Genomic DNA, 20,173 nt, shown 5'->3' on the forward strand with positions numbered 1-20,173 from the left:
TTGCGTCGCGGCACGATGTCGAAGAAGACCCCGGCACAGGCCGGGATGACGTGTTCAATTTCACCGCTGCATGTAGCTATTCTGGCTCCGGCCCGCAAGAGAGCATTGGCAAAGCGATACGGGCGGGTTAGGCAATGGCCATGAAGACTCTGATCACACCGCTTGCTGGCGCCACCGCGCTGTTTTTTTCCTCGGCTGCGCTGGCCGATAATCATGATCCGGCAAAGCTCCAGAACGAGGCATTGCAGGATTCCCTCGCCTTTGAAATCACGGAAGGCCTGACCACAGAAGTCGGGCCGCGACTGGGAGGCACCGAAGCCGAAGCACGGGCACGGGACTGGGCGGTGAGAAAACTCAACAGCCTGGGCTTTGACAATGTCCGAATCGAACCCTTCAACATGCCGACCTGGGTCCGGGGAACCGAAACGGCAGAAGTAACCAGCCCGTTCCCGCAGAAGCTGAAACTCACCGCACTGGGCAATTCCGGCAGCACGCCGCCCGAAGGCCTGGAGGCAGAGGTCCGGTTCTTTCCCACACTGGCTGCGCTTGCGGCGGTTCCTGACGGCAGCCTCAAGGGCAAAATCGCCTTTGTCAGTCACCAGATGATGCGCAGCCAGGATGGCTCCAGCTATGGCGCATTTGGGCCGGTGCGATTCATTGGCCCCAATATCGCGGCCCGCAAAGGCGCGTCCGCAATGGTCATCCGCTCCGTCGGGACAGCCTATCGCCGCAATCCCCATACCGGGAACACCAATTTTTCGGATCGGGTGACCCCCATTCCCGCAGCTGCACTATCCATCCCGGATGCGGAGAACCTGCGACGCATGGTCGAACGTGCCGACGAACCGGTGAAAATGAAACTGGTGCTGACCCCGCAAAATATTGGCGAGCAGGAATCGGGAAATGTCATTGCCGAGGTTCCTGGCCGGGATCCATCCTTGCCGATGATCCTGATCGCCTGTCATCTCGACAGTTGGGATCTGGGCACAGGCGCATTTGACGACGCAGCCGGATGCGGAATCACCACGGCCGCAGCCAAAAAGATCATGGAGCATGGCCAGCCATTGCGCACCATCCGCCTGTTCTGGGCAGGTGCCGAGGAAGTTGGGCTATGGGGTGCCCGGGCCTATACCGAAGCCCATGGTGAAACCCGGCATGCCATCGCGATGGAATCCGATTTTGGCGCGGACAAGGTCTGGCGCGTGGAGTTTAATCTTCCGGAGGCTGCCCAGCCCTTACGTGAAAAGATTGTCGAGGCACTGGCTCCCTTGGGAATCGGTTCCCTTGGTCCGCCCGCGTCTGGCGGACCCGACGTTCGCAGCATCATCTCCGCTCAGAATCTGGCGGCAATCGATTTGCAGCAGGACGGTACGCGCTATTTCGATCTCCACCATACCCCGGATGATACGCTCGACAAGATTGACCCCGAACAAATGCGCCAGAATGTCGCGGCATGGACCACTGTGCTTTCGATCATCGCCAACAGCGATGTCGATTTCACCATGCCAGCCAAAGAATGACATGAAACAGACGGCGATCATTCCGGCGATAATCCTCCTGGCGTCCTGTTCGGAAACGCCAATCGAGGAACAGGGCGAAGAGGCGATAGCCGAAATGGAGCGTCAGATCGAGCAGGATGCCCGGTCACTCGAGGAGGCGGCCGCTGAGGCGGTGCAGGCACTCGAACAGGATATTGCCGACGAGCTGGAAGCTGACGGTATCGGTGCCCCCGACGCGGCGCCGGTGGACGACGCGCAAGACCGAAACGCCAGCTGACGAGAGGACAAGGCTGTGATCAAGAATTTTACCGACCGGCAGGTTCCGGACCAGCGCGGTCGAACGATAATGGTTACTGGTGCGAACAGCGGTATCGGTTTCGAAACCGCCAGGGTGCTTGCAGCCAAAGGCGCACGGGTCCTGCTCGGCTGTCGATCAGAAGAGCGCGCCGAGGATGCCATGGCTGTCATCCGTAAAGAGATTCCGGACAGCGACCTGGCTTTTGTTCCCCTCGATCAGGCCAGCCTCAAGAGTGTCGCGGCCGCCGCCAAACTCGTGGGCAAGGAAAAACGCCTTGATGTACTGGTCAACAATGCTGGTATCATGATGCCACCATATGAACTGACCGAAGACGGGTTTGAGTCCCAGTTTGGGGTCAATCATCTCGGTACATTCGCGCTGACCGCGCTCTTGTTGCCCAAATTGCAGCAACGGAAAAAGGCCCGAATTGTTATCACAAGCAGCCTGGCGCACCGCAGCGGACGGATCGATTTCAACGATATCAATGCCGAAAAACGCTACAATGCCATGCAACGCTATGCGATGAGCAAACTGGCGAATATCCTGCACGCAGGTGAACTTGACAGACGGCTTCGGGCGCAAGGATCGACTGTCTCGGCCATTTGTTGTCACCCCGGGGTTGCCGATACCGAACTGGCCCGGCACCTGCCCTTTTTCGCGCAAGCCATCATGCCGTTGGCCCGCCTTTTTCTGAGCACATCCGCAGAAGGCGCCTGGTCCACCCTGGCCGCAGCGGCCGGGAAAGGCGCGGTTGGCGGAAAATATTACGGACCTGCCAATTTTGGAGGCTGGACCGGACCTGCCACAGAAGCCTCCCGATCCTTTCGGGCGCGTGACGAGGAACTTGCGGAAAAACTGTGGGACCTGTCGGTCGAGATGACCGGGATTGAACCGGCCATCTAGCTCCCCGTTTCGCACGAAACACGGTTAAAAACCGGTGAATTCTGTTAACCCTGTCTCGCCATAGCGGATTAGATATGCCCAATTAGACCCGTCATCGGATTTAAAGATGTTCAACACGGCGGTGGGGAAACCGCGCAATGGGGGCAGGATCATGATTTACGGCGATTTTTTGCAAATTGATGCGCAGGTCAAACAGGCCAATTCCTCAAACATTCCGTGCGTTGTCACAACAATCTCCGACACGATCATCAAGATTCAGTGCAATGCCGAGCTCAATCCGGATATTTCCCTGACTCTGAAAATTCCGGGCATGAACATTCTGACCGCCAACCTGCTCTGGAAGAAGAGTGACGAATATGGCTGCCAGATTGACTACACCTTCCACCCCGCCGTGATCAAAGCCATGATGGAAAGACTGGATCGCCGCCGGGTTGCCACCGTTTCCTAGGCAGAATTAAGGCTTGTTCGGCTGCGGTTGCATGGCGACCCCATATCAGAGCAGCAAAATGCCTTTTTCCAGCGCCTTGATTGTCGCTCCGATCCGGTCATTCACCTCCAGCTTGGCAAAAACACGCTTCACATAGGTGTCAGCGGTCGAGAGGCTGATCTCGAGATCATCCGCAATTGCCTTGTTTGAAAAACCGCTTGCAATGCGCTGAACAACTTGTCTTTCTCGCTCGGAAAGCCTGCCGGAATCATTCTCCGTCTGGTCGATAAGCGAACATATTTTCAGATGCGCGGCTCGTGAAAGTGCGGCAATTGTCGCGATCAGACGAGAATCCTGCAACATCTCCGGATCGGGAAATGTGAACGAACAATAGGCATGTCGCATATTCTTTCCATAGAGCGGGATTCCGATGCCATGCTCCAGACCATGGGCCTTTAACGCATCCGCATAGCCTTGTTCTCCCTTGGAAAGCTTGCGAAGCGCCAGCGCATCGAGCCAGGTTATGGGCTCCCCGTACTGCATGACAAGATCGGGGATTGGATCGTGGCAACGAAATTCCGGATCTTCATAGAGGGAAATCCACTCACTGGAAAAACCACTGGCGAGCAGGTGGATGGCTCGGTCTGTCTGGGAATGCAGTTTCGGTGTGAGATGATAGCTCGTCCGGTCAGCGCCCAGTTCTTCACAAATTTTGCGGATGAGACGAAGCACATCGATGACTTCGGTCTTTTGACCGATATCGTCCAGCCATTGGCCAATAAGCTCGTATTTGTCAGCCACAATGGCCATCCCGGTACCTTTGCACGACCCGGTGTTCGCGTTGCAATGAAGCAGATTTTACACTTTTTTTCAACTTGTCCCCCATTCCGGTGACGGACAAGTCTGAAATACCCGCTATTTGCGCCGCCCGTCCACGAAGAAGAGGCTCAGGCCGCCAGCTGGACAACTCAAGGCTTTAGCAGAGACCATGACATGCCCACAAAGACTCTCGATCAGACCGACGTGCTCCGGCGAATTGAACACCGGCTGGAACGGCTCGAACAGCTGCAAACGGAACGCACCCTGAGCAATCAGGAACTTGCAAGTCTGGTTCTCAGCCTGCGCCGCCAGGGGCACAAGGTTTTTCCCGAAGCGTATTTTTCAACCGCAGCATGGGACATATTGCTTGTTCTCTATGACGCACACGAGAAACGCGAGAAGCTCAGAATCCAGCAAATCAGCAGCCGCACGCATTTGAAGCCCAGTACGGCCATCCGCTATGTCGATATTCTGATGCAGGACGGATTTGTTTTTGTCGAAGACGATTCGTCGAGCGGAGAAACCAGTTATGTCCTGCTGACACAAAGTGGCATGAGCCGGCTCAATCAGGTGCTCGACTCGGCAACGCGATCCTGAACGGCAGTACTGAGCGCATCCTCATCGCCGGTCATTTGACCCATTATGGGTCCAAAGAAGGTGATGCTGTTATTGACTGTTGCGATACCGGGTGACAGCCTTGCATCCGTGGGACGTGTTGGGAATTTCTGCGTTGCGACCACAATTTGCAGAGGTCCCGCTACAAAACACTCACACAACCAGAGATAGAAGGTCATTCATGTAGCAGGGATGACCTTTCTGGAACCCCCGGAGTTGGCGGCGGCATGTCCGCTGCCAACTTTTCCCCCTCGAATACCGACGTTATTGAACAGCCTGGCGGGAAATTGCGTCCGCGATACGCTGCAGCGCCGTGTCTATGCGCTTCTGTCCGGCGTCGGTCAGTGACAGCAAAATCCGGACCCTGTTGGCTGGATCTCGCTCTTTGCGGACCAGGCCAAGTTCCCGCAGATATTCAACATAGCGCGTAATTGTGGTTTTCGGGACAGCGTAGATCATCGAAAGGTCAGCAGTCACGACCGGTCGATCAAGACAGTCGGACAGATATATATCGAGCAATATATTCCATGAAGTTTCGTCGACATCTCCGAGTATGTCGGCCAGAGCAGCATTTCGTATGCGCCGGATGGACAAGAGCAGTTCTGCGGTTTCGGCAACTTCGGCCGGACTGCGGATCAAAGCCGTATCGGGATTTTCATTTGCAGACTGATCGGAAAGACTGATGCGGCAAGCGGTTCCGGATCCCGTCATGTACCACTATCCCTGACTGTTACTGGATCGAACATATATAGAAGCTAGGGCAATTCCCGGAGCATGTATTGTCACGAACATCCGTTACACTTCGACAAAAGTGCATTCTGGCAAACAGGAAGGCTGAACTATATTCTCACAATGTCGTGGCTGATCGCCTTGACGGCGGCAGAGGTTCGGTCATGGACACCCAGCTTGGCAAAGGCGCGGCGCAGGTAGCTGTCAATGGATGCTTCGGACACTTTCAGGATCTGCGCAATTTCGGAATTGGATTTTCCCTTCGCCACCCAGGAGATGATCTGTGTCTCGCGTTTCGACAGATCCTTGTTCAACTCATACATATAGGGCGTGATTTGGCAGAGCCGGAGATGCGCGAGTTGCGCAAAATGCTGCAACGCATGTTTCGCCTTGTCTTCCATCGCCGCGATATTGTTTGGCAGGCCGTAAGATACCAGTCCCGTTCGCCCCTTCGGACCAAAAACCGGAATAACCCAGCCATCGGTCAAGCCCACATCATTTGCCTGCTGCTTCAGATTCGAGAATTCTTCGGTACGCGATGTCAATGAAGCAATATCGGTCCATCTGAACGGGGCTGCCCGGAACAGACTGTTAGACGTCGTCAAATGACCTTCCGCGATGAGACCCTGCAAAGCGAACCGGTAGAAATCGGCAAGAGAAATGCCGTGGAGGCGAATGATGGTATCGGGATGAGTGGGTTTTTTGTTTGGCGGAGGCACGGCATATATCGCAGCGCCAAATCCCAGACTTTTTACCACCCGCAAACAATAAGCCCATAAAGATTTCGGCGTGTCACAATCTGGCAATCCTGCAATATAATCCTGCATTGCAAAGACTTCCCCCGAAAGCTTCCGAAAACAACTAGGACCCTGAACCAGATCGTATCATTGGAAACATAAACAAATCTGTAACGTGATTGCGTGTCATATTTTTGACGAATATCAAAAGAAACACGGAACTTCCGTGAATGAAGCTATGTCGTTCATCTTTAGATAAAAAATGGTCGGGGAGACAGGATTCGAACCTGCGACCCCCTGGTCCCAAACCAGGTGCGCTACCAGCCTGCGCCACTCCCCGACGCGCGCCTCCCCTAGGCGGTGATTCCCGGAAAAGCAAAGAAAAAATGGTGGGCCCGGAGGGACTCGAACCCCCGACCTAGCCGTTATGAGCGGCCAGCTCTAACCAACTGAGCTACAGGCCCCGAAAAATCCCGTTTTTCTGCCAATGACTTTCCAAACGGAGACTTTAGAGGACCGCTCCGATAGCGGAAGCCTGGCTGACTTGGCAAGCTGCGTGAAAAATAAATTGCGGACAGGTGGGGCGTCTGGTTTCACGGCTGCAGCAACCCGGCATGCTCCAGAAGTTCTTCCATACTGATCGGCTGCACATTTTGCTCCGCCAAATGGCTCATAATATCGCGCCACCAGTCATAGAATCGATTCAGATCATCGCTGGTACGAACATAGGGGGTATGACCGGGAGACAATGATGGGGAATGAAATGAAAACACCAGCATTTTGTGACCGTCATCGAGCGCCACATCAATTGCTTCCCTGGCCTCCCGGGTGGATATGCCCTCGGGCGTGAGAGGAATACGCTCAACGATCCCGAGTCTTGAGATGGCAGCCGCCATAATTTCCGAGCGATTCATGAGCTTCAGGAGGGGCAAGTGCTGTTTCCGCAGCATTCCGGAAACCACTGTGGTCAGCGGCATTTCCAGCAAGCTGGTTCCCTCCCCCAGCCAAAATGGCTCAGAACCAACCGCAGTGAAGTCCGGTCCACCCTCTGCACTATAGTCAAAATGGGATCTGACGCTGCTATCCAGCAGAAATCCGTTCTTCAGGAGAATATCGATCGTATTGGGCCCAACGCCATATCGCCCGGCACGATAGGCCACAGGCCGTTTGCCCGTCGCCTTTTCAATCGCCTCGCAGAGGAACATCATTTTCGCCTCTTCCAGCTCCGGGGACAGGTTGCCGGCAAAGCTGTTCCGCGGACTGGTTTCCTCATCAAAGGGCGGATTCACCCACGGATGAAGATGCACGCCGACACTCGCGGTGCCCTGTTCGCAAACAGACTTCAGAAAAGCTGCAGCTTCCTCATCCTCGATTATGGAATAATCGACAAAATAGACGGGTTTCACGCCATATTTCGCAACAAATTCCTGAAATCGCAACAGCTTGGGCACGGAGATGGTGGTGTGCCCCTTGCGCTCAAATGGTCCGTTCCAGTCAAATTCCTCTTCGGTATCGACGGTGATCAGGAAGCGTTTGCCGAAATCACCAGAAAGTGCCAGCTTACGCCAAGAATCTTCTCGACCAATCGGCAATCTCAGGTCAGACAGCATGGCAAATCCGCTTTCCTCAAGGGACAGAGGCCGCAAAGCCTGACTGGATCATTCCAGTTCTGTTTCGCGGGCTCCGATTTGGCTAGTCATCACCGCAGGGAGCGTCAAGCCAATCTTGTCGTCTGCCAGGGTCAGCACGCCATTGGCAGACCGCGCCAGGTTGCGAACAAGGCGCAAGGAAAACCCAAGACCCAAAAGCGGTGTGTCGCCTGGCTCCCCTTCAATGCCCTGCGAAGGGTCGAGCAGTTGCTGCTCGTCTATTCCCCGAATGCGAGACGGTCGTGACAGGCTGAAACAGTTAACCGGCTGAGGTCCGATCTGCGTTCTCAGATCAGCCACCAGTTCCTCGCCTTCTTCGCAAGCGATAATTGCAGCCGACAAGAGCCGCGCATAGATCCGCTCGACAGTGTCTCCGTCCAGAGCGAACGCCCGAACCGGCTCCGCCTTGCTTATCCGCAAATCAACCGCCTTGCTGTGCGCCAGGCTCTGCAAGCGTTCGGTCAGGCGGTCCAGCAACCAGTCTGGGGCTGTCTCCCCGGGATTTGCCTGCAACTGACCGGCATCAATTTTGGCAGCCATGTCGAGGTCTTCAAATCCGGCCAGCATACGGCGGGCTTCGTCCATGATGCTGCGTGAGAGATTTCGATATTCCGACGAAGCCGGCCCGAATAGCTGTTGCTCGATTATCTCGCTGAAACCGATTATGGCATTGAGCGGCGTCCGCAGCTCATGAATCAGCTGCTGCAACTGCTCGCGCCGGGCAATATCTACACTGGCCTGCGCGCTGACGTCTTCGGCTGCATTGGGCCGACGCATGACTCCCCGGTACCCGCGAAAACGGCCTGTATCGGGTGCAAAGAACGGAATGGCCGTCATCCGCCAGTCTCCCGCAAGCACCGGTGCTCCGCATAATCGCATCCGCGCGTTCTCCAGTGGCATGCGCTGACGAAAAGCCGCCGCGCCATAGGCGTCAGGCCCCGGGCCTTCATCGAACGTCGGTTCGGCAATGGTGACCCCCACTATGGCTCCTCTCGGCGGTCCCTTGGCCCAGGTAATGGTTCCGCTATCATCCGTTTCAAATTCCAGTTTGTCGATATTGTCGACAAAATAACTGCGATCGCCTTCATCTGCCGGCTCAGGCACCGCAGGTGTCACCGGGTCAACGATCCGTTTGCGTTGATAATCTTCAATTTTTGCCACCAGACTGCTGATCTGGGAATTTTCCTCGGCATGCTCCTCGGTCAGAATCAGTGTTTTGTCCTCCACCGGAGCTGACGCTTGCCGTTCATCGGACGCGAACACCATTTCTTCGCCGATAATCGCTCGGTCGCGAAGAACATCACTCGCCATTTCGGGAAGCTGCGGCAAGATATCGAGCCAGATTTCTTGCGGCAGATCCGCTCCTTCCAGAGCCGCCTCGGCAACAGCTCTGTCATCTGCGCAAAGGTAAACAAGTAGTGGTGCGGACCGAAGACGGCCAGCCAGCGCACGTACCGCCGTGACACGATCTGCTTCATCCACCCGGTTGTGCAAGTCCCGCAATCGCGTCAGTCCCAACTGAACTTCCTCGTTCATCAATTGCCCCGGCTTTTGTGCGAGAAGATCAATGACTTGCCTCCATTGAGCTGCTGCAGCCTGCCCCTCGGGTAGTTGCCCCTTGAGAACAGTTGTTAGTCGGTCATCGAAGCGCAATGGGAATTCCGGTCGTCGCTGTGGTTTGTGATTAACGGTGAGATAACCGCTTTGACCGCTTCGCGGAAGCCTCGAATACGTCGCGTCACAATGTGGGACATCCCATCCAGCATTGCGCGTGTCACTAATTATATTATAGAGGAAATATGATTCGCGAACGGAAATTACCTTGCCATGGCTGATAATACTCTCGATGAAATTGACATTCAGATCCTGAAGCGGCTCCAGGATGACGGCCGCATTACCAATGTCGAACTGGCGCAGAGCGTGGGACTCACAGCTCCGCCTTGCTTGCGCAGAATGCGCGCACTGGAAGACAGTGGCGTTATCACGGCCTATCATGCGGCGGTAGACCCATCGAAAATGGGCTATACCATTACCGTCTTTGCCATGGTCAGCCTGAAAAGCCAGGCGGAATCCGACCTTCAGGCCTTCGAGGATCATGTGCAGCGCCTGCCGGAAGTGCGGGAGTGCTACATGCTGAACGGAGAAATCGATTTCATGCTCAAGGTGGTCGCGAGAGACCTGCAGCAGTTTCAGAATTTTCTGACCAGCGAGCTGACATCCGCTCCAAATGTGGCCAGCGTCAAGACATCACTGACCATTCGTTCCGCCAAGAACCTGCCGGGCGTCCCGATCGACAAATAAAAAAGGGCGCACATGGCGCCCTTTCTCCTTCAATTCGCAACAGCCTAGCTTGCCGTCGGCGATGGCTCGGCGGCCGGTGCAGTGGCGGCGGCCGGTGCAGACTGCTGATCAATCCACAGATTCCAGAATTCGGCAACGCTTTGCCGTGGACCTGTCACATTCGAGAAAGCCTGTTTGGCTCCGGCCCAGTCCTTTTGGCCAGCCAGCGCAATGCCTTTGCCCATTTGCGCCCTAGCGGTGTCAATGCCGCCCTTGGCAATCGCCGTTTCATACATGCTTACGGCTTTTTGGTAATCCGCATAGCCCAGATAGGCATCGCCGGTTGCCAACGCGATCTTGCCGTTGGCCGATCGCGACGCATCCCTCTCAGAAGCCGGAAGGCTGGCTTTGTCCGCACTGATCGACCCGCGAGCCAGGGAGAGCGTATCCTTGGTGTAGGAAGTCGCTTCGCGAACGGCGCCCTTGGCAATACCTTCTTCCAGTACAGACACAACTTCGCCGGGAAGTTTCCGCGGACCCGCCGCATCGGCATATTCAAAATAGTCCCGTTCGCTGACCATGGCATCGGCTTTGCGCATCAGGCGCATCAATTCCAGATTTTGCTGGTCATCCAGTTTGGCACTGTCACGGTAAACTGAAAGGGCAGCGCGCCAGTTCTCACCGGTGGGATAAGCCTCTGCCAGCTTGTAAGTCCACTCGGCAGCCAGCGCCGGCTGATTAGTCCGCATCGCAACACCGGCTCCCCGGCGATACCATTCTTCGGATGCCTGGCCATTGGCCTCTTTCTCAATACTGATCGCGCGATCAAGAGCCGTCAGACCTTGCGGAAGATTGTTTTCCTTGAAGTAAGACTCGGCGATCAGCGCCGCGACATTGTTCTGGCGGTATCCGAGACCAATTGCCGTTTCAAAATATTGTCGCGCTTCCGCCCAGCGTTCGGCGCCATAGGCAAAATTGCCGGCGTAAAAATTGAACACAGGTGCCTGTTCCGCCGGGGTCTGACCGCTGGCCAGGGAAGTCTTGATACCCTGTTCCTGGAGTGATGTGTCTTTCAGTTTGCCCCCAAGCTGAATGGCAAGCTGACCGGCAACAAACTGGTCATATCCGGTCCAGGGTCCGGCAAGCAACGCTTCCACCATCGGCTTGGCCGGAGATGGATCTTCTTCCGCCATGGCTTTCTGTATGGCAGCCACCTGTGGTGTAATCTCCTTGCTGAGTTTGGGCTTCTTTTCCTTTTTCTTTTTCTGCGCCTGCGCCTCGCTGGGCAAGGCCGTGATGGTCAAGGTTCCAGCAGCAGCCAGCGCGACAGCCATTGAAAAATGAGATAGAAAACGCATAAATTTCCTCCAGATAAAAACTTTTTGGCGGGTGGATCATATGCCGCCGCATCGAATATGGTTGCACCATAAACTGTCTTGGCTTTATTACCAAGGTTCACATCGATTTATAGGGTAAATGCGCTGAATAGCGGTTGAACAAATGCCAGCCCGAAGCCATGTTATCCGCGCAATATGTATATATTTGTAAACTCCCAGATCTTGAGGTTCCCATTCCGTGATTGCCGTTATCTCCCCTGCCAAATCGCTCGACTTTGAAAGCCCCCTGCCCGATGTGCAGATTAGCGAGAACCGCTTTCCAGAACACACGGCGCGGCTGGCCAGCGCGATTTCCAATCTGACGAAGAAAAAGCTCAAGTCGATCATGCCGGTGTCAGACAATCTGATCGCGTTGAACCGCGAACGCTACAGCGCCTTTTTCGATCAACCGGAACGACCAGCCATTTTTGCCTATGCCGGCGATGTCTATACCGGATTCGAGGCATCCAGCCTGAACGATGACGGCCTCAGGTTTGCGCAGAACAATGTCCGGATCCTGTCCGGCCTTTATGGACTGCTGCGACCGCTCGACCCGATCCGCCCGCACCGCCTGGAAATGGGGACAAAATGGGCTCCGCGCTACAAAAAACTGACGGATTTCTGGAAGGATGAGATTGCGAAGGAACTGGCTGCTGATCTTGATCATGGCGGTGATCGCGTCATTGTGAATCTCGCCAGCAACGAATATTGGGCGGCAGTGAAACCGCATGCCGCAAAGCTGAACGCGCGCATCATCGAAGTCGACTTTCGCAAGGACGGGCCGGACGGACCGAAATTCATCAGTTTCGAAGCCAAGCGGGCCCGCGGGATGATGGCGAGATATATTTGCGACAACCATATTCAGGATCCTGAGGCCCTGACCGGCTTTGACAGTGACGGATATCGCTTTTCACCGAAGGACAGCTCGGAAAACAGCCTCCGTTTCATCCGTTCATGACCGCCCGTTCAGCGGTGGTCATCGGGGCCGGCGGCGGCATCGGCCGCGCGATGCTCGAGATCCTCCGGGATGAAGACGAATACGGCGAGACCGTCGGTTTTTCCCGATCCGAAAATAGTCCGGTCAAACTGGATCTGACGTCAGAAGAATCGATTGCGTCTGCAGCGGAATGGATCAAGGACAAGGGATTGCAACCCGATCTGGTGTTCGTCGCCACCGGCCTGCTCCACAATGAGTCCAGAGGGCCCGAAAAGAGCCTCAGGGAGCTGGATGGCGACTGGCTCAGCGAAAATTACCGGATCAATGCGATTGGCCCGGCACTGGTTGCCAAGCATTTCCTCCCGACCATGAACCGCAATGGCCCCAGCATTTTTGCCGCACTCTCCGCCCGCGTCGGCAGTGTTTCGGACAATCGGCTGGGCGGCTGGTACGGCTATCGCGCCGCAAAAGCTGCGCTCAACATGATGATCCGCAACCTCGCCATAGAATGGCAACGCAAGAACAGGCGATCCATTATCGTCGCTCTGCACCCGGGTACGGTCGATACCGAATTGAGCGAACCCTTCCAGTCCAATGTCCCGCCGGGCAAGCTGTTCGATGCGGAACGGGCTGCGGGGCAATTGCTGGACGTTCTCGACGGGCTGAAACCCGCAGATACCGGGCGGATTTTTGCCTGGGACGGAGAAGAAATTACACCCTGAAAAAACGCCTGGAAATACGGGTGTGTCAGCATGCGACAGGTATCGGAAAAGCTGGCAATCCCCGGCCCGATCCTCTACAAGAATCACCATAAAATATCATGAGAAAAAGGGCCGTTTGTGAACGAACAAACCACTCCGCCAGAACCATCTGACATTGAGCCTGTTGACATCGTCGACGAGATGAAATCCAGTTACATGGACTATGCCATGTCGGTCATTGTCAGCCGCGCGCTGCCCGATGTCCGCGATGGTCTGAAACCGGTCCATCGCCGGATTCTGTTCGCCTCCCAGGAGGGAGGATTCACGGCCGGACGCCCTTATCGCAAATCTGCCAAGATCGTTGGCGACGTGATGGGCAACTATCACCCCCATGGCGACAGCGCGATCTACATGGCCCTGGCCCGCATGACCCAGGACTGGTCCATGCGTGTCCCGCTGATCGATGGTCAGGGCAATTTCGGTTCCATGGACCCCGATATGCCGGCATCGATGCGGTATACAGAGGCCCGGCTGAACAAGGTTTCCGCCTATCTTCTCAACGATCTCGACAAGGATACGGTCGATTTTGTCCCGAATTATGACGGCAGCCGGGAAGAACCGCATGTCCTGCCCGCCCGTTTCCCCAATCTGCTGGTCAATGGCGCCGGCGGCATTGCCGTGGGCATGGCGACCAATATTCCTCCGCACAATCTCGGTGAAGTCATCGCCGGGTGCCTGGCTTATATCGAAAATCCCGGAATCACTGTTGATGAGCTAATCGAGATCATCCCGGGCCCGGATTTTCCGACATCCCCGCTGATATTGGGACAATCCGGCGCACGCGCTGCCTATCGCGACGGCCGGGGATCGATCATGATGCGTTCCCGCCACGAAATCGAGGAAGGCCGCGGTGACAAGCGGTCCATTGTACTGACCTCCATTCCGTTCCAGGTCGGCAAGTCCGCACTGGTTGAAAAGATTGCCGAAGCGGCAAAGGACAAGCGGATCGAGGGCGTATCCGACATTCGGGACGAGTCCAGCCGTCAGGGCGTCCGGGTCGTGGTGGACCTGAAGCGCGATGCCACTCCGGATGTGGTGCTGAACCAGCTGTGGCGCTTCACCCCCGCCCAGTCGAGCTTTCCCGCCAACATGCTGGCGATTCGCGGCGGACGTCCGGAGGTTCTCAACCTCCGGGACATCATCGAGGCCTTCATCAAATTCCGCGAAGAGGTCATTACACGGCGGACGAAATTCGAGCTCAACAAGGCCCGTGAACGCGCGCATGTCTTGCTCGGTCTGGTCGTTGCCGTCACCAATATGGATGAAGTGGTGCGCATCATCCGCGGATCTTCCACGCCGGTGGAAGCGCGGGAAACCCTGCTCGCCAGAGAATGGCCGATCGCGGAAATCGCCGGTTATATCAAACTGGTCGAAGCGACCGATGTCGAGGTCGAAGGCGAGAGCTACAAATTGTCAGCCGTCCAGGTCAAAGCCATACTGGACCTCCGTCTGCAAAAACTGACCGCGCTGGGCCGCGAAGAGATTGGCGACGAACTCAAGGAACTGGCTGCCGCGATCGAGGAATATCTGTCCATCCTCGCCGACCGGGCCAAGCTCTATGCCGTGATGCGCGAAGAGCTGGAACAGGTGCGCGACGAGTTCGCCACGCCCCGGGTCAGCGAAATCACAGCGGCCTGGGACGGTCTGGAAGACGAAGACCTGATGGAACGGGCCGAGATGGTCGTGACCGTCACCCATGGCGGCTATATCAAGCGCACGCCGCTCGACACCTTCCGGGCGCAGCGCCGGGGTGGCAAGGGCCGCGCCGGCATGGCGACAAAGGATGAGGATGCGATCACCGAACTGTTTGTGACCTCAACGCATACGCCAGTGCTGTTCTTCTCCAATCACGGGAAGGTCTATCGCCTCAAGGTCTGGAAACTTCCCGAAGGCGGACCACAGACCAAGGGTCGTCCGATGGTCAACCTGCTGCCACTGGCGGAAGGCGAAGCCATTTCCACAGTCCTCCCGCTTCCCGAGGACGAGAATGAATGGTCGGAACTGTCTGTCATGTTCGCCACCGCCAAAGGTGGTGTGCGGCGTAACAGCATGGACAGCTTCACCAACGTGCCTTCCAACGGCAAGTTTGCCATGAAGTTTGACGAAGACAGTGATGATCACCTGATCGGCGTCGAATTGCTGACCGACAGCGATGATGTTCTCCTCGCCACACGCAACGGCAAGGCGATCCGTTTTGCCGGCGATGCGGTGCGGTCTTTTCAGAGCCGGACATCAACCGGCGTTCGCGGCATCGCCCTGAAAGATGATGACGAGGTCATTTCGCTGTCCGTCCTGCGCGGATTTGAAGCAACCACGGAGGAACGGGATCAATATCTCAAGGCGGCACCGTGGAAAGAAAACGAAAATGCGCCCGAACTGTCGGCCGAACGGATGGCACAATTTGCCGAAAACGAGGATTTCATCCTTACCGTTTGTGCCAACGGTTACGGCAAGCGCTCCAGCGCCTTTGAATATCGTCAGTCGGGTCGCGGTGGCCAGGGCATCCTCAATATCGACAATATCAAACGCAACGGTACGGTTGTGGCAAGCTTCGAGGCCAAAAACGAAGAGCAGATCATGCTTGTCACCGATCAGGCGAAGCTGATCCGGATGAAGGTTGCGGACATGCGGGTAATCGGCCGCAGCAGCTCGGGCGTCCGGCTGTTTGACGTCGCCGAAGGAGAAACCGTGGTGGGTGCTGCCAAGATCGACGAGGAAGAAGAGCCGGAGAACGAGGCCGAAGCGGCTGTTGCCGATGAACTGGCGGAAGCCGCCCCCGCATCGACCGGAGAGGACTCTGCGGAACCGGCAGCGGATCCGAACGAGGATTAGGCATCCGTCATTCCGGTCCTGGCCGGGAAATCTTCAAGGATTATAGATGTGCGCCTTTGCCCGCAACGTGCGGACAATTCCGGTCACGATCATGAACTGGCCGACATAATAAAGCGGCCAGACCGTCCAGGCCGGAATGACGGAATCCTGCAAAAACCCGGAGCGCGAGAAAATCAGCAGATCGGACAGGACGAACAGCAAGGCCCCTGCCCCCACACGATACCTCGGGAAACTGCTGGTCCACGCCATGGCAGCCATGATTGCGAGGAACAGCGTATAGGCCGCGAATCCGGGCGCTTCAGCACGGTCGAAAGGCAGCGACCAGGCAATGAATACAGTCACCGGAACCAGCAGGATCGCCAGCAACTTCTGGCTGAATACCGTTTGTTCGCGGCGATGCCGGGCATATAAGGCAATCGCAATCACATGTCCGACAAGAAAAGCGACCGCACCGGCAATCAGGTCTATCTCGATCAGCATGTCCCCGAGGGCGCCAAATGCCATTACCGCCGCAATCATGCGGCCATCCGCACTGGCAACACGCCGCCACGCATAAATCGCCAGAAAAGCCACACCAGCCCCTTTCCAGAAAATCAGGAAGAGGCCCGGCACATTGCTGTCCATAACGAAAAAATAGCTGATCGCGAGTAACAGGCTGAGCAGCAGAAAGGGACGAGATTCAACTATCGCACGTTTCAATGATCGGTCCCCTTTTTACCTGACTCATGCCGTTTATCATGCCCGCAAATCAACTGCCAGATTGACATTGATTGATTACCACAACCGTTGGCTTTTTTTGGTATCGCCACAACATCTTTGGCCGGGATACACGGTAACTGTCGCACCTTAACAACCACTAAATCCAACGCTGGTGCAGACGTTACATCCCCAACGAAACCCCAAAAATTGTTGCTGCACAATGTATCCCTGGTCTGCACAAAGCCCGATTGATCCCGAAAACAAACTTTCGCCTCACCGAAGAATTCGTTGAAAATGAAGTTCTCGGGCTTCAATCTCCGATCCCAATTCGTTGGGTGATCAAATTCACTTCACATGTTATTGCAGAGAGCAGTCGAACGAATGGACGATCATACATCTTCGAGACGTGGGAGCACTCGGTGCCCGTTAGCGCTGAATACAAAGAGTTTTTGCAGGAGCTATTTGAACCGCTTGGCCGGATCAAGACCAAGAGCATGTTCGGTGTAGATGGCGTTTTTATGAAGTTGCCTGACGGCGATCTGATGTTCGGCCTTATCGCCGACGAGACGCTCTACCTGAAGGTCGATGACACCACCCGGGCCGATTTCGAAGCAGAAGACAAAAGGCCGTTTGTTTACGAATCAAAAAACGGAAAACAGGACGTGGCGTCCTACTACGAATTACCCGAAGCACTCTACGATGAGCCTGATGTTTTCTCGGATTGGGCGAGAAAGGCTTTTGATGTGGCGCTAAGGGCAAAAAAGCCAAAGAAAAAGCGCAAGAATAAATCATGATCAGAGGCGGCTCGCCTTTACGCCCTCAGCTTCAACGAACGAAAAATCCGCTTTGGCGCCTCTTTTAGTGGCGAGAGCCGGGATGTTGCACGACAATTTGCTCCTGTCGCTCACAGCAGAAATTGCAGAATGCCCTCGTCTGAGGGAAAAACAGCGATATTTGGTAAAAGCTTGACGTATCTTGATTACCACAACACTAAGACCGGCATGACACAGGTACATGTTATTGGCGGTGGACTCGCCGGATCGGAAGCTGCATGGCAACTGGCTGAGGCTGGCGTGAAAGTGCGGCTGTCGGAAATGCGCGGATCCGGGGAGATGACACCGGCCCACCAGACGGATGGACTGGCGGAACTGGTGTGCTCCAACAGTTTCCGGTCGGATGACGCGGAAAAAAATGCCGTCGGATTGCTCCATCAGGAGATGCGGAAGCTGAATTCCATTGTCATGGGGGAAGGCGACAAGGCGCGTTTGCCGGCGGGATCCGCCCTGGCAGTTGATCGCGATCATTTCTCGCAAGGCGTCACTCAGGCACTGGCGGAACATCCGCTGGTCGAGATTGTTCGCGAACGGGTGGACCAGTTGCCGGATTCGGGACCGGTGATTGTCGCGACCGGCCCGTTGACCGCCATGTCGCTGGCCGAGAGTATCGGAGCAGCGACCGGCGAGGACAGCCTGGCTTTTTTCGATGCGATCGCCCCGATCGTTTATCGGGAGAGCATCAACATGGATATCGCCTGGATGCAATCGCGATGGGACAAGGTCGGGCCAGAAGGCGATGGCAAAGACTATATCAATTGCCCGATGAACCGCGACCAATATGAAGCGTTTATCCAGGGACTGCTTGACGGTGAAAAAACCGAATTCAAGCAATGGGAAAAAGACACGCCCTATTTCGAAGGCTGCATGCCGATTGAAGTCATGGCGTCACGAGGGCCGGAGACGTTGCGTTTCGGTCCCATGAAACCGGTAGGACTGACGAACGCCCATACCGGCGAAAGCGCCTATGCCGTGGTTCAGCTGCGTCAGGACAATGCCCTCGGCACGCTCTGGAACATGGTCGGATTCCAGACCAAGCTCAAATATGGCGCGCAATCCGAACTGTTACGTTCGATACCGGGCCTTGAAAAAGCCGAATTTGCGCGCATGGGCGGATTGCACCGGAACACGTTTATCAATGCACCCAAATTGCTCGACAACCAGTTGCGCCTCAAAAAAGCCCCGCATATCCGGTTTGCCGGTCAGATTACGGGATGCGAGGGATATGTGGAAAGTGCGGCTGTCGGCCTGATGGTCGGACGCATGGTCGCTGCTGAGGTCAAGGGGGAGATTTTCACCGAGCCGCCGCAAACCACCGCTTTCGGCGCATTGCTGTCCCATATCACGGGCGGTGCGGACGCCTCGGACTATCAGCCCATGAACGTCAATTTCGGACTGTTTCCTCCGATGGAAGTCCGGGTCAAAAAGAAATTCCGCAAGGAAGCCTATACCCACCGGGCGCGGGAAGATTTCTCCGCATGGCAAAATCACACCCTGGCGGAATCCGAACCCGCCTAACAGCGACAGCGCCGCTTTGGGGAACGTTTCGGCCGGGTTGTACGAAATTCTGCACGGGTCAGTTGCTGGTCACCGTCTGCATCGGCACCGGCAAAACGTGCGGATGTGGCGGCAGCCCATTCTTCAAAAGTCAAAAGATTGTTTCCGTCCTTGTCCAACTCCCGGAAACCTTTGGTTCGACTACTCATCATCTCCAGACGCGTGATGATTTCATCACGATTGCGATCATAGCGGTTGAAACGCAGTTCTTCGCGGGATGCCTTGTAGGCTTTCGGCGGTTCTGGCGGTGGCTCGCCTTCGGCTGGCATTTCTTCGCTTGCCTCAGGCAAAACGGAAAGCTCCGGCTCGGGCGGCGGCGGGGGAGGCTCTGGAATCCAGCTGTCCTGGCTGCGAGCACCGAACCACATCAGCGCGCCTGCAACTGCTGCCAGCAGAATTGCAGTTGCTCCGGTTATCGCGCCTTTCACCGCGCCTGTGCTCCTTTTCAATCCGGGTTTACCGGCCAGTGAGCCCATGCCAAATTATTCTTCCCGCGACAGACGGGGTATAAATGTTGGCGTTCAGTTCGCCTTTTCTGACATCGCGCGCAACGATTTGACAGAGAATTGAAAGTGGTCGACCGCTTCTGTCAAACGTGACTGCCTGCCATTTTCCATGCAATTCGCAGCATCTGGCGAAGGCTTCTTCGCGCATGCCTTCATCGGAGCAATGTCGCGCGAAATCCCAAAACGTCCAGCTTTGGGCCGCCAGCTTCTGTTGATCATTTAAGCGATACTGATCACCGGCAGAAAACCCGAACAACCCTTCCCCTCGGGATTCTGCGTAATTGGCAAACTGACGATCCTCCCAGGGAAAATCTTCGAGCAGCATCTCCCACCCTTCGATCATCCGGATCAGCGGTTCCGGATTCTGGCCTGCGGCCTCAACCGGCGAAAGCAATTCCAGCAATGGTTCACCGGCAGGACGTTCGGCGGGATCCTTGGTTAAGATATCCCGCCACCATGTTAACCGCATTTGTCCTATTAAAAGTTCAGAGGTCGAGCGAATAATCTCGCCGAGTTTTGCATCCAGCGCGAAAGCCACGATGTAACGGTTGCGATCAGAGGCCCTCGCATAGGCCAGTATCAGACGGCGCAAGGGATCAATTTCGTTCTGTACCGGATTCATCCTGTCGCCGTCGCCAGTTTTCGCAGCAAAATCAAGGTAAAGATCGCTTTAACCAAGTCCTTTGGTCAGCCGCTAACCCTTATTCCTCTATCTG

At 55.7% G+C, this 20,173-nt stretch carries 21 protein-coding genes and 2 tRNA genes; 11 read left to right on the forward strand and 12 right to left on the reverse strand.

Going from position 1 to position 20,173, the window contains the following annotated elements:
• Nucleotides 1-140 precede the first annotated feature (140 nt).
• From BUQ90_RS12635 to BUQ90_RS12650, 4 genes are all read left to right on the forward strand, one after another.
• Nucleotides 141-1,520 (forward strand): M28 family peptidase, encoded by a 1,380-nt coding sequence (locus BUQ90_RS12635; RefSeq protein WP_074206406.1) that lies wholly within the window; start codon nt 141-143, stop codon nt 1,518-1,520.
• Nucleotide 1,521: 1 nt separating this feature from the next.
• On the forward strand, nt 1,522-1,776 hold the full coding sequence (locus BUQ90_RS12640; RefSeq protein ID WP_074205538.1) for a hypothetical protein: 255 nt from the start codon (nt 1,522-1,524) through the stop codon (nt 1,774-1,776).
• A 15-nt stretch (nt 1,777-1,791) separates the two neighbouring features.
• Nucleotides 1,792-2,700 (forward strand): oxidoreductase, encoded by a 909-nt coding sequence (locus BUQ90_RS12645; protein ID WP_239447428.1) that lies wholly within the window; start codon nt 1,792-1,794, stop codon nt 2,698-2,700.
• Between the two features lie 106 nt (nt 2,701-2,806).
• Nucleotides 2,807-3,148 (forward strand): hypothetical protein, encoded by a 342-nt coding sequence (locus tag BUQ90_RS12650; protein WP_074205539.1) that lies wholly within the window; start codon nt 2,807-2,809, stop codon nt 3,146-3,148.
• 45 nt (nt 3,149-3,193) lie between these two features.
• Here BUQ90_RS12650 and BUQ90_RS12655 read toward each other — a convergent pair whose 3' ends face one another.
• Nucleotides 3,194-3,928, reverse strand: coding sequence for a helix-turn-helix transcriptional regulator (locus tag BUQ90_RS12655; protein WP_159437104.1), 735 nt, complete (start codon nt 3,926-3,928; stop codon nt 3,194-3,196).
• Between the two features lie 192 nt (nt 3,929-4,120).
• Here BUQ90_RS12655 and BUQ90_RS12660 point away from each other — a divergent pair, with 192 nt between their 5' ends.
• Nucleotides 4,121-4,543 (forward strand): helix-turn-helix domain-containing protein, encoded by a 423-nt coding sequence (locus tag BUQ90_RS12660; RefSeq protein ID WP_074205541.1) that lies wholly within the window; start codon nt 4,121-4,123, stop codon nt 4,541-4,543.
• Between the two features lie 282 nt (nt 4,544-4,825).
• Here the strand turns inward: BUQ90_RS12660 and BUQ90_RS12665 are convergent, their stop codons facing one another.
• The 6 genes from BUQ90_RS12665 to BUQ90_RS12690 form a co-directional block, all read right to left on the reverse strand.
• On the reverse strand, nt 4,826-5,272 hold the full coding sequence (locus BUQ90_RS12665) for a winged helix DNA-binding protein (protein ID WP_074205542.1): 447 nt from the start codon (nt 5,270-5,272) through the stop codon (nt 4,826-4,828).
• A 128-nt stretch (nt 5,273-5,400) separates the two neighbouring features.
• Nucleotides 5,401-6,117 carry a helix-turn-helix transcriptional regulator gene (locus BUQ90_RS12670; protein WP_074205543.1) on the reverse strand — a complete coding sequence of 239 codons (717 nt, stop codon included), beginning with the start codon at nt 6,115-6,117 and terminating at the stop codon, nt 5,401-5,403.
• 173 nt (nt 6,118-6,290) lie between these two features.
• Nucleotides 6,291-6,367 (reverse strand) — tRNA-Pro (locus BUQ90_RS12675).
• A gap of 47 nt (nt 6,368-6,414) precedes the next feature.
• A tRNA-Ile gene (locus tag BUQ90_RS12680) sits at nt 6,415-6,491 on the reverse strand.
• A gap of 129 nt (nt 6,492-6,620) precedes the next feature.
• The gene (locus BUQ90_RS12685) at nt 6,621-7,637 is read right to left on the reverse strand and encodes a polysaccharide deacetylase family protein (RefSeq protein ID WP_074205544.1); all 1,017 of its coding nucleotides are present in this window, start codon (nt 7,635-7,637) and stop codon (nt 6,621-6,623) included.
• Nucleotides 7,638-7,685: 48 nt separating this feature from the next.
• Nucleotides 7,686-9,212, reverse strand: coding sequence for a sensor histidine kinase (locus tag BUQ90_RS12690; RefSeq protein WP_074205545.1), 1,527 nt, complete (start codon nt 9,210-9,212; stop codon nt 7,686-7,688).
• Between the two features lie 291 nt (nt 9,213-9,503).
• Here BUQ90_RS12690 and BUQ90_RS12695 point away from each other — a divergent pair, with 291 nt between their 5' ends.
• Nucleotides 9,504-9,977 carry an Lrp/AsnC family transcriptional regulator gene (locus BUQ90_RS12695; RefSeq protein WP_074205546.1) on the forward strand — a complete coding sequence of 158 codons (474 nt, stop codon included), beginning with the start codon at nt 9,504-9,506 and terminating at the stop codon, nt 9,975-9,977.
• Between the two features lie 44 nt (nt 9,978-10,021).
• Here BUQ90_RS12695 and BUQ90_RS12700 read toward each other — a convergent pair whose 3' ends face one another.
• On the reverse strand, nt 10,022-11,314 hold the full coding sequence (locus tag BUQ90_RS12700) for a tetratricopeptide repeat protein (protein WP_143182855.1): 1,293 nt from the start codon (nt 11,312-11,314) through the stop codon (nt 10,022-10,024).
• A gap of 217 nt (nt 11,315-11,531) precedes the next feature.
• On the opposite strand from BUQ90_RS12700, the gene BUQ90_RS12705 reads away from it, so the two are divergent.
• The 3 genes from BUQ90_RS12705 (at nt 11,532) to gyrA (ending at nt 15,862) form a co-directional block, all read left to right on the forward strand.
• Complete coding sequence (locus tag BUQ90_RS12705; RefSeq protein WP_074205548.1) at nt 11,532-12,290, forward strand: YaaA family protein; 759 nt, start codon at nt 11,532-11,534, stop codon at nt 12,288-12,290.
• Nucleotides 12,287-12,991, forward strand: coding sequence for an SDR family oxidoreductase (locus tag BUQ90_RS12710; protein ID WP_074205549.1), 705 nt, complete (start codon nt 12,287-12,289; stop codon nt 12,989-12,991). Before BUQ90_RS12705 ends, BUQ90_RS12710 begins: the two co-directional genes overlap by 4 nt.
• Nucleotides 12,992-13,171: 180 nt before the next feature.
• Nucleotides 13,172-15,862, forward strand: coding sequence for a DNA gyrase subunit A (gene gyrA, locus BUQ90_RS12715; RefSeq protein WP_420812025.1), 2,691 nt, complete (start codon nt 13,172-13,174; stop codon nt 15,860-15,862).
• Between the two features lie 33 nt (nt 15,863-15,895).
• On the opposite strand, the gene BUQ90_RS12720 is transcribed toward gyrA, so the two are convergent.
• Nucleotides 15,896-16,561 (reverse strand): lysoplasmalogenase, encoded by a 666-nt coding sequence (locus tag BUQ90_RS12720; protein ID WP_074205551.1) that lies wholly within the window; start codon nt 16,559-16,561, stop codon nt 15,896-15,898.
• Nucleotides 16,558-16,875, reverse strand: coding sequence for a hypothetical protein (locus BUQ90_RS17705; protein ID WP_159437105.1), 318 nt, complete (start codon nt 16,873-16,875; stop codon nt 16,558-16,560). Before BUQ90_RS17705 ends, BUQ90_RS12720 begins: the two co-directional genes overlap by 4 nt.
• A gap of 105 nt (nt 16,876-16,980) precedes the next feature.
• On the opposite strand from BUQ90_RS17705, the gene BUQ90_RS12725 reads away from it, so the two are divergent.
• A complete protein-coding gene (locus BUQ90_RS12725; protein ID WP_074206408.1) occupies nt 16,981-17,355 on the forward strand; it encodes a TfoX/Sxy family protein in 375 nt (124 codons plus the stop codon).
• A 207-nt stretch (nt 17,356-17,562) separates the two neighbouring features.
• Nucleotides 17,563-18,912, forward strand: coding sequence for a methylenetetrahydrofolate--tRNA-(uracil(54)-C(5))-methyltransferase (FADH(2)-oxidizing) TrmFO (gene trmFO / locus BUQ90_RS12730; protein ID WP_074206409.1), 1,350 nt, complete (start codon nt 17,563-17,565; stop codon nt 18,910-18,912).
• Here trmFO and BUQ90_RS12735 read toward each other — a convergent pair.
• Together BUQ90_RS12735 and BUQ90_RS12740 are read right to left on the reverse strand one after the other, a co-directional pair.
• Nucleotides 18,909-19,379, reverse strand: a complete 471-nt coding sequence (locus tag BUQ90_RS12735; RefSeq protein ID WP_143182856.1) for an EF-hand domain-containing protein — start codon at nt 19,377-19,379, stop codon at nt 18,909-18,911. The two genes, trmFO and BUQ90_RS12735, sit on opposite strands and share 4 nt — an antisense overlap.
• 28 nt (nt 19,380-19,407) lie before the next feature.
• Nucleotides 19,408-19,995 carry an isoprenoid biosynthesis enzyme family protein gene (locus BUQ90_RS12740; protein ID WP_204244795.1) on the reverse strand — a complete coding sequence of 196 codons (588 nt, stop codon included), beginning with the start codon at nt 19,993-19,995 and terminating at the stop codon, nt 19,408-19,410.
• Between the last annotated feature and the right edge of the window lie 178 nt (nt 19,996-20,173).

This window comes from Parasphingorhabdus marina DSM 22363, assembly GCF_900128895.1.
In the GTDB taxonomy this organism is placed as follows: Bacteria; Pseudomonadota; Alphaproteobacteria; order Sphingomonadales; family Sphingomonadaceae; genus Parasphingorhabdus; species Parasphingorhabdus marina.

What these genes read in the sequence shown, in the direction of transcription:
- BUQ90_RS12635 (WP_074206406.1), top strand. Translation starts at nt 141, where the DNA reads ATGAAGACTCTGATCACACCGCTTGCTGGCGCCACCGCGCTGTTTTTT.
- BUQ90_RS12640 (WP_074205538.1), top strand. Translation starts at nt 1,522, where the DNA reads ATGAAACAGACGGCGATCATTCCGGCGATAATCCTCCTGGCGTCCTGT.
- BUQ90_RS12650 (WP_074205539.1), top strand. Translation starts at nt 2,807, where the DNA reads ATGTTCAACACGGCGGTGGGGAAACCGCGCAATGGGGGCAGGATCATG.
- BUQ90_RS12660 (WP_074205541.1), top strand. Translation starts at nt 4,121, where the DNA reads ATGCCCACAAAGACTCTCGATCAGACCGACGTGCTCCGGCGAATTGAA.
- BUQ90_RS12665 (WP_074205542.1), bottom strand. Translation starts at nt 5,272, where the DNA reads ATGACGGGATCCGGAACCGCTTGCCGCATCAGTCTTTCCGATCAGTCT.
- BUQ90_RS12670 (WP_074205543.1), bottom strand. Translation starts at nt 6,117, where the DNA reads ATGCAGGATTATATTGCAGGATTGCCAGATTGTGACACGCCGAAATCT.
- BUQ90_RS12685 (WP_074205544.1), bottom strand. Translation starts at nt 7,637, where the DNA reads ATGCTGTCTGACCTGAGATTGCCGATTGGTCGAGAAGATTCTTGGCGT.
- BUQ90_RS12690 (WP_074205545.1), bottom strand. Translation starts at nt 9,212, where the DNA reads ATGAACGAGGAAGTTCAGTTGGGACTGACGCGATTGCGGGACTTGCAC.
- BUQ90_RS12695 (WP_074205546.1), top strand. Translation starts at nt 9,504, where the DNA reads ATGGCTGATAATACTCTCGATGAAATTGACATTCAGATCCTGAAGCGG.
- BUQ90_RS12700 (WP_143182855.1), bottom strand. Translation starts at nt 11,314, where the DNA reads ATGCGTTTTCTATCTCATTTTTCAATGGCTGTCGCGCTGGCTGCTGCT.
- BUQ90_RS12710 (WP_074205549.1), top strand. Translation starts at nt 12,287, where the DNA reads ATGACCGCCCGTTCAGCGGTGGTCATCGGGGCCGGCGGCGGCATCGGC.
- gyrA (WP_420812025.1), top strand. Translation starts at nt 13,172, where the DNA reads ATGAAATCCAGTTACATGGACTATGCCATGTCGGTCATTGTCAGCCGC.
- trmFO (WP_074206409.1), top strand. Translation starts at nt 17,563, where the DNA reads ATGACACAGGTACATGTTATTGGCGGTGGACTCGCCGGATCGGAAGCT.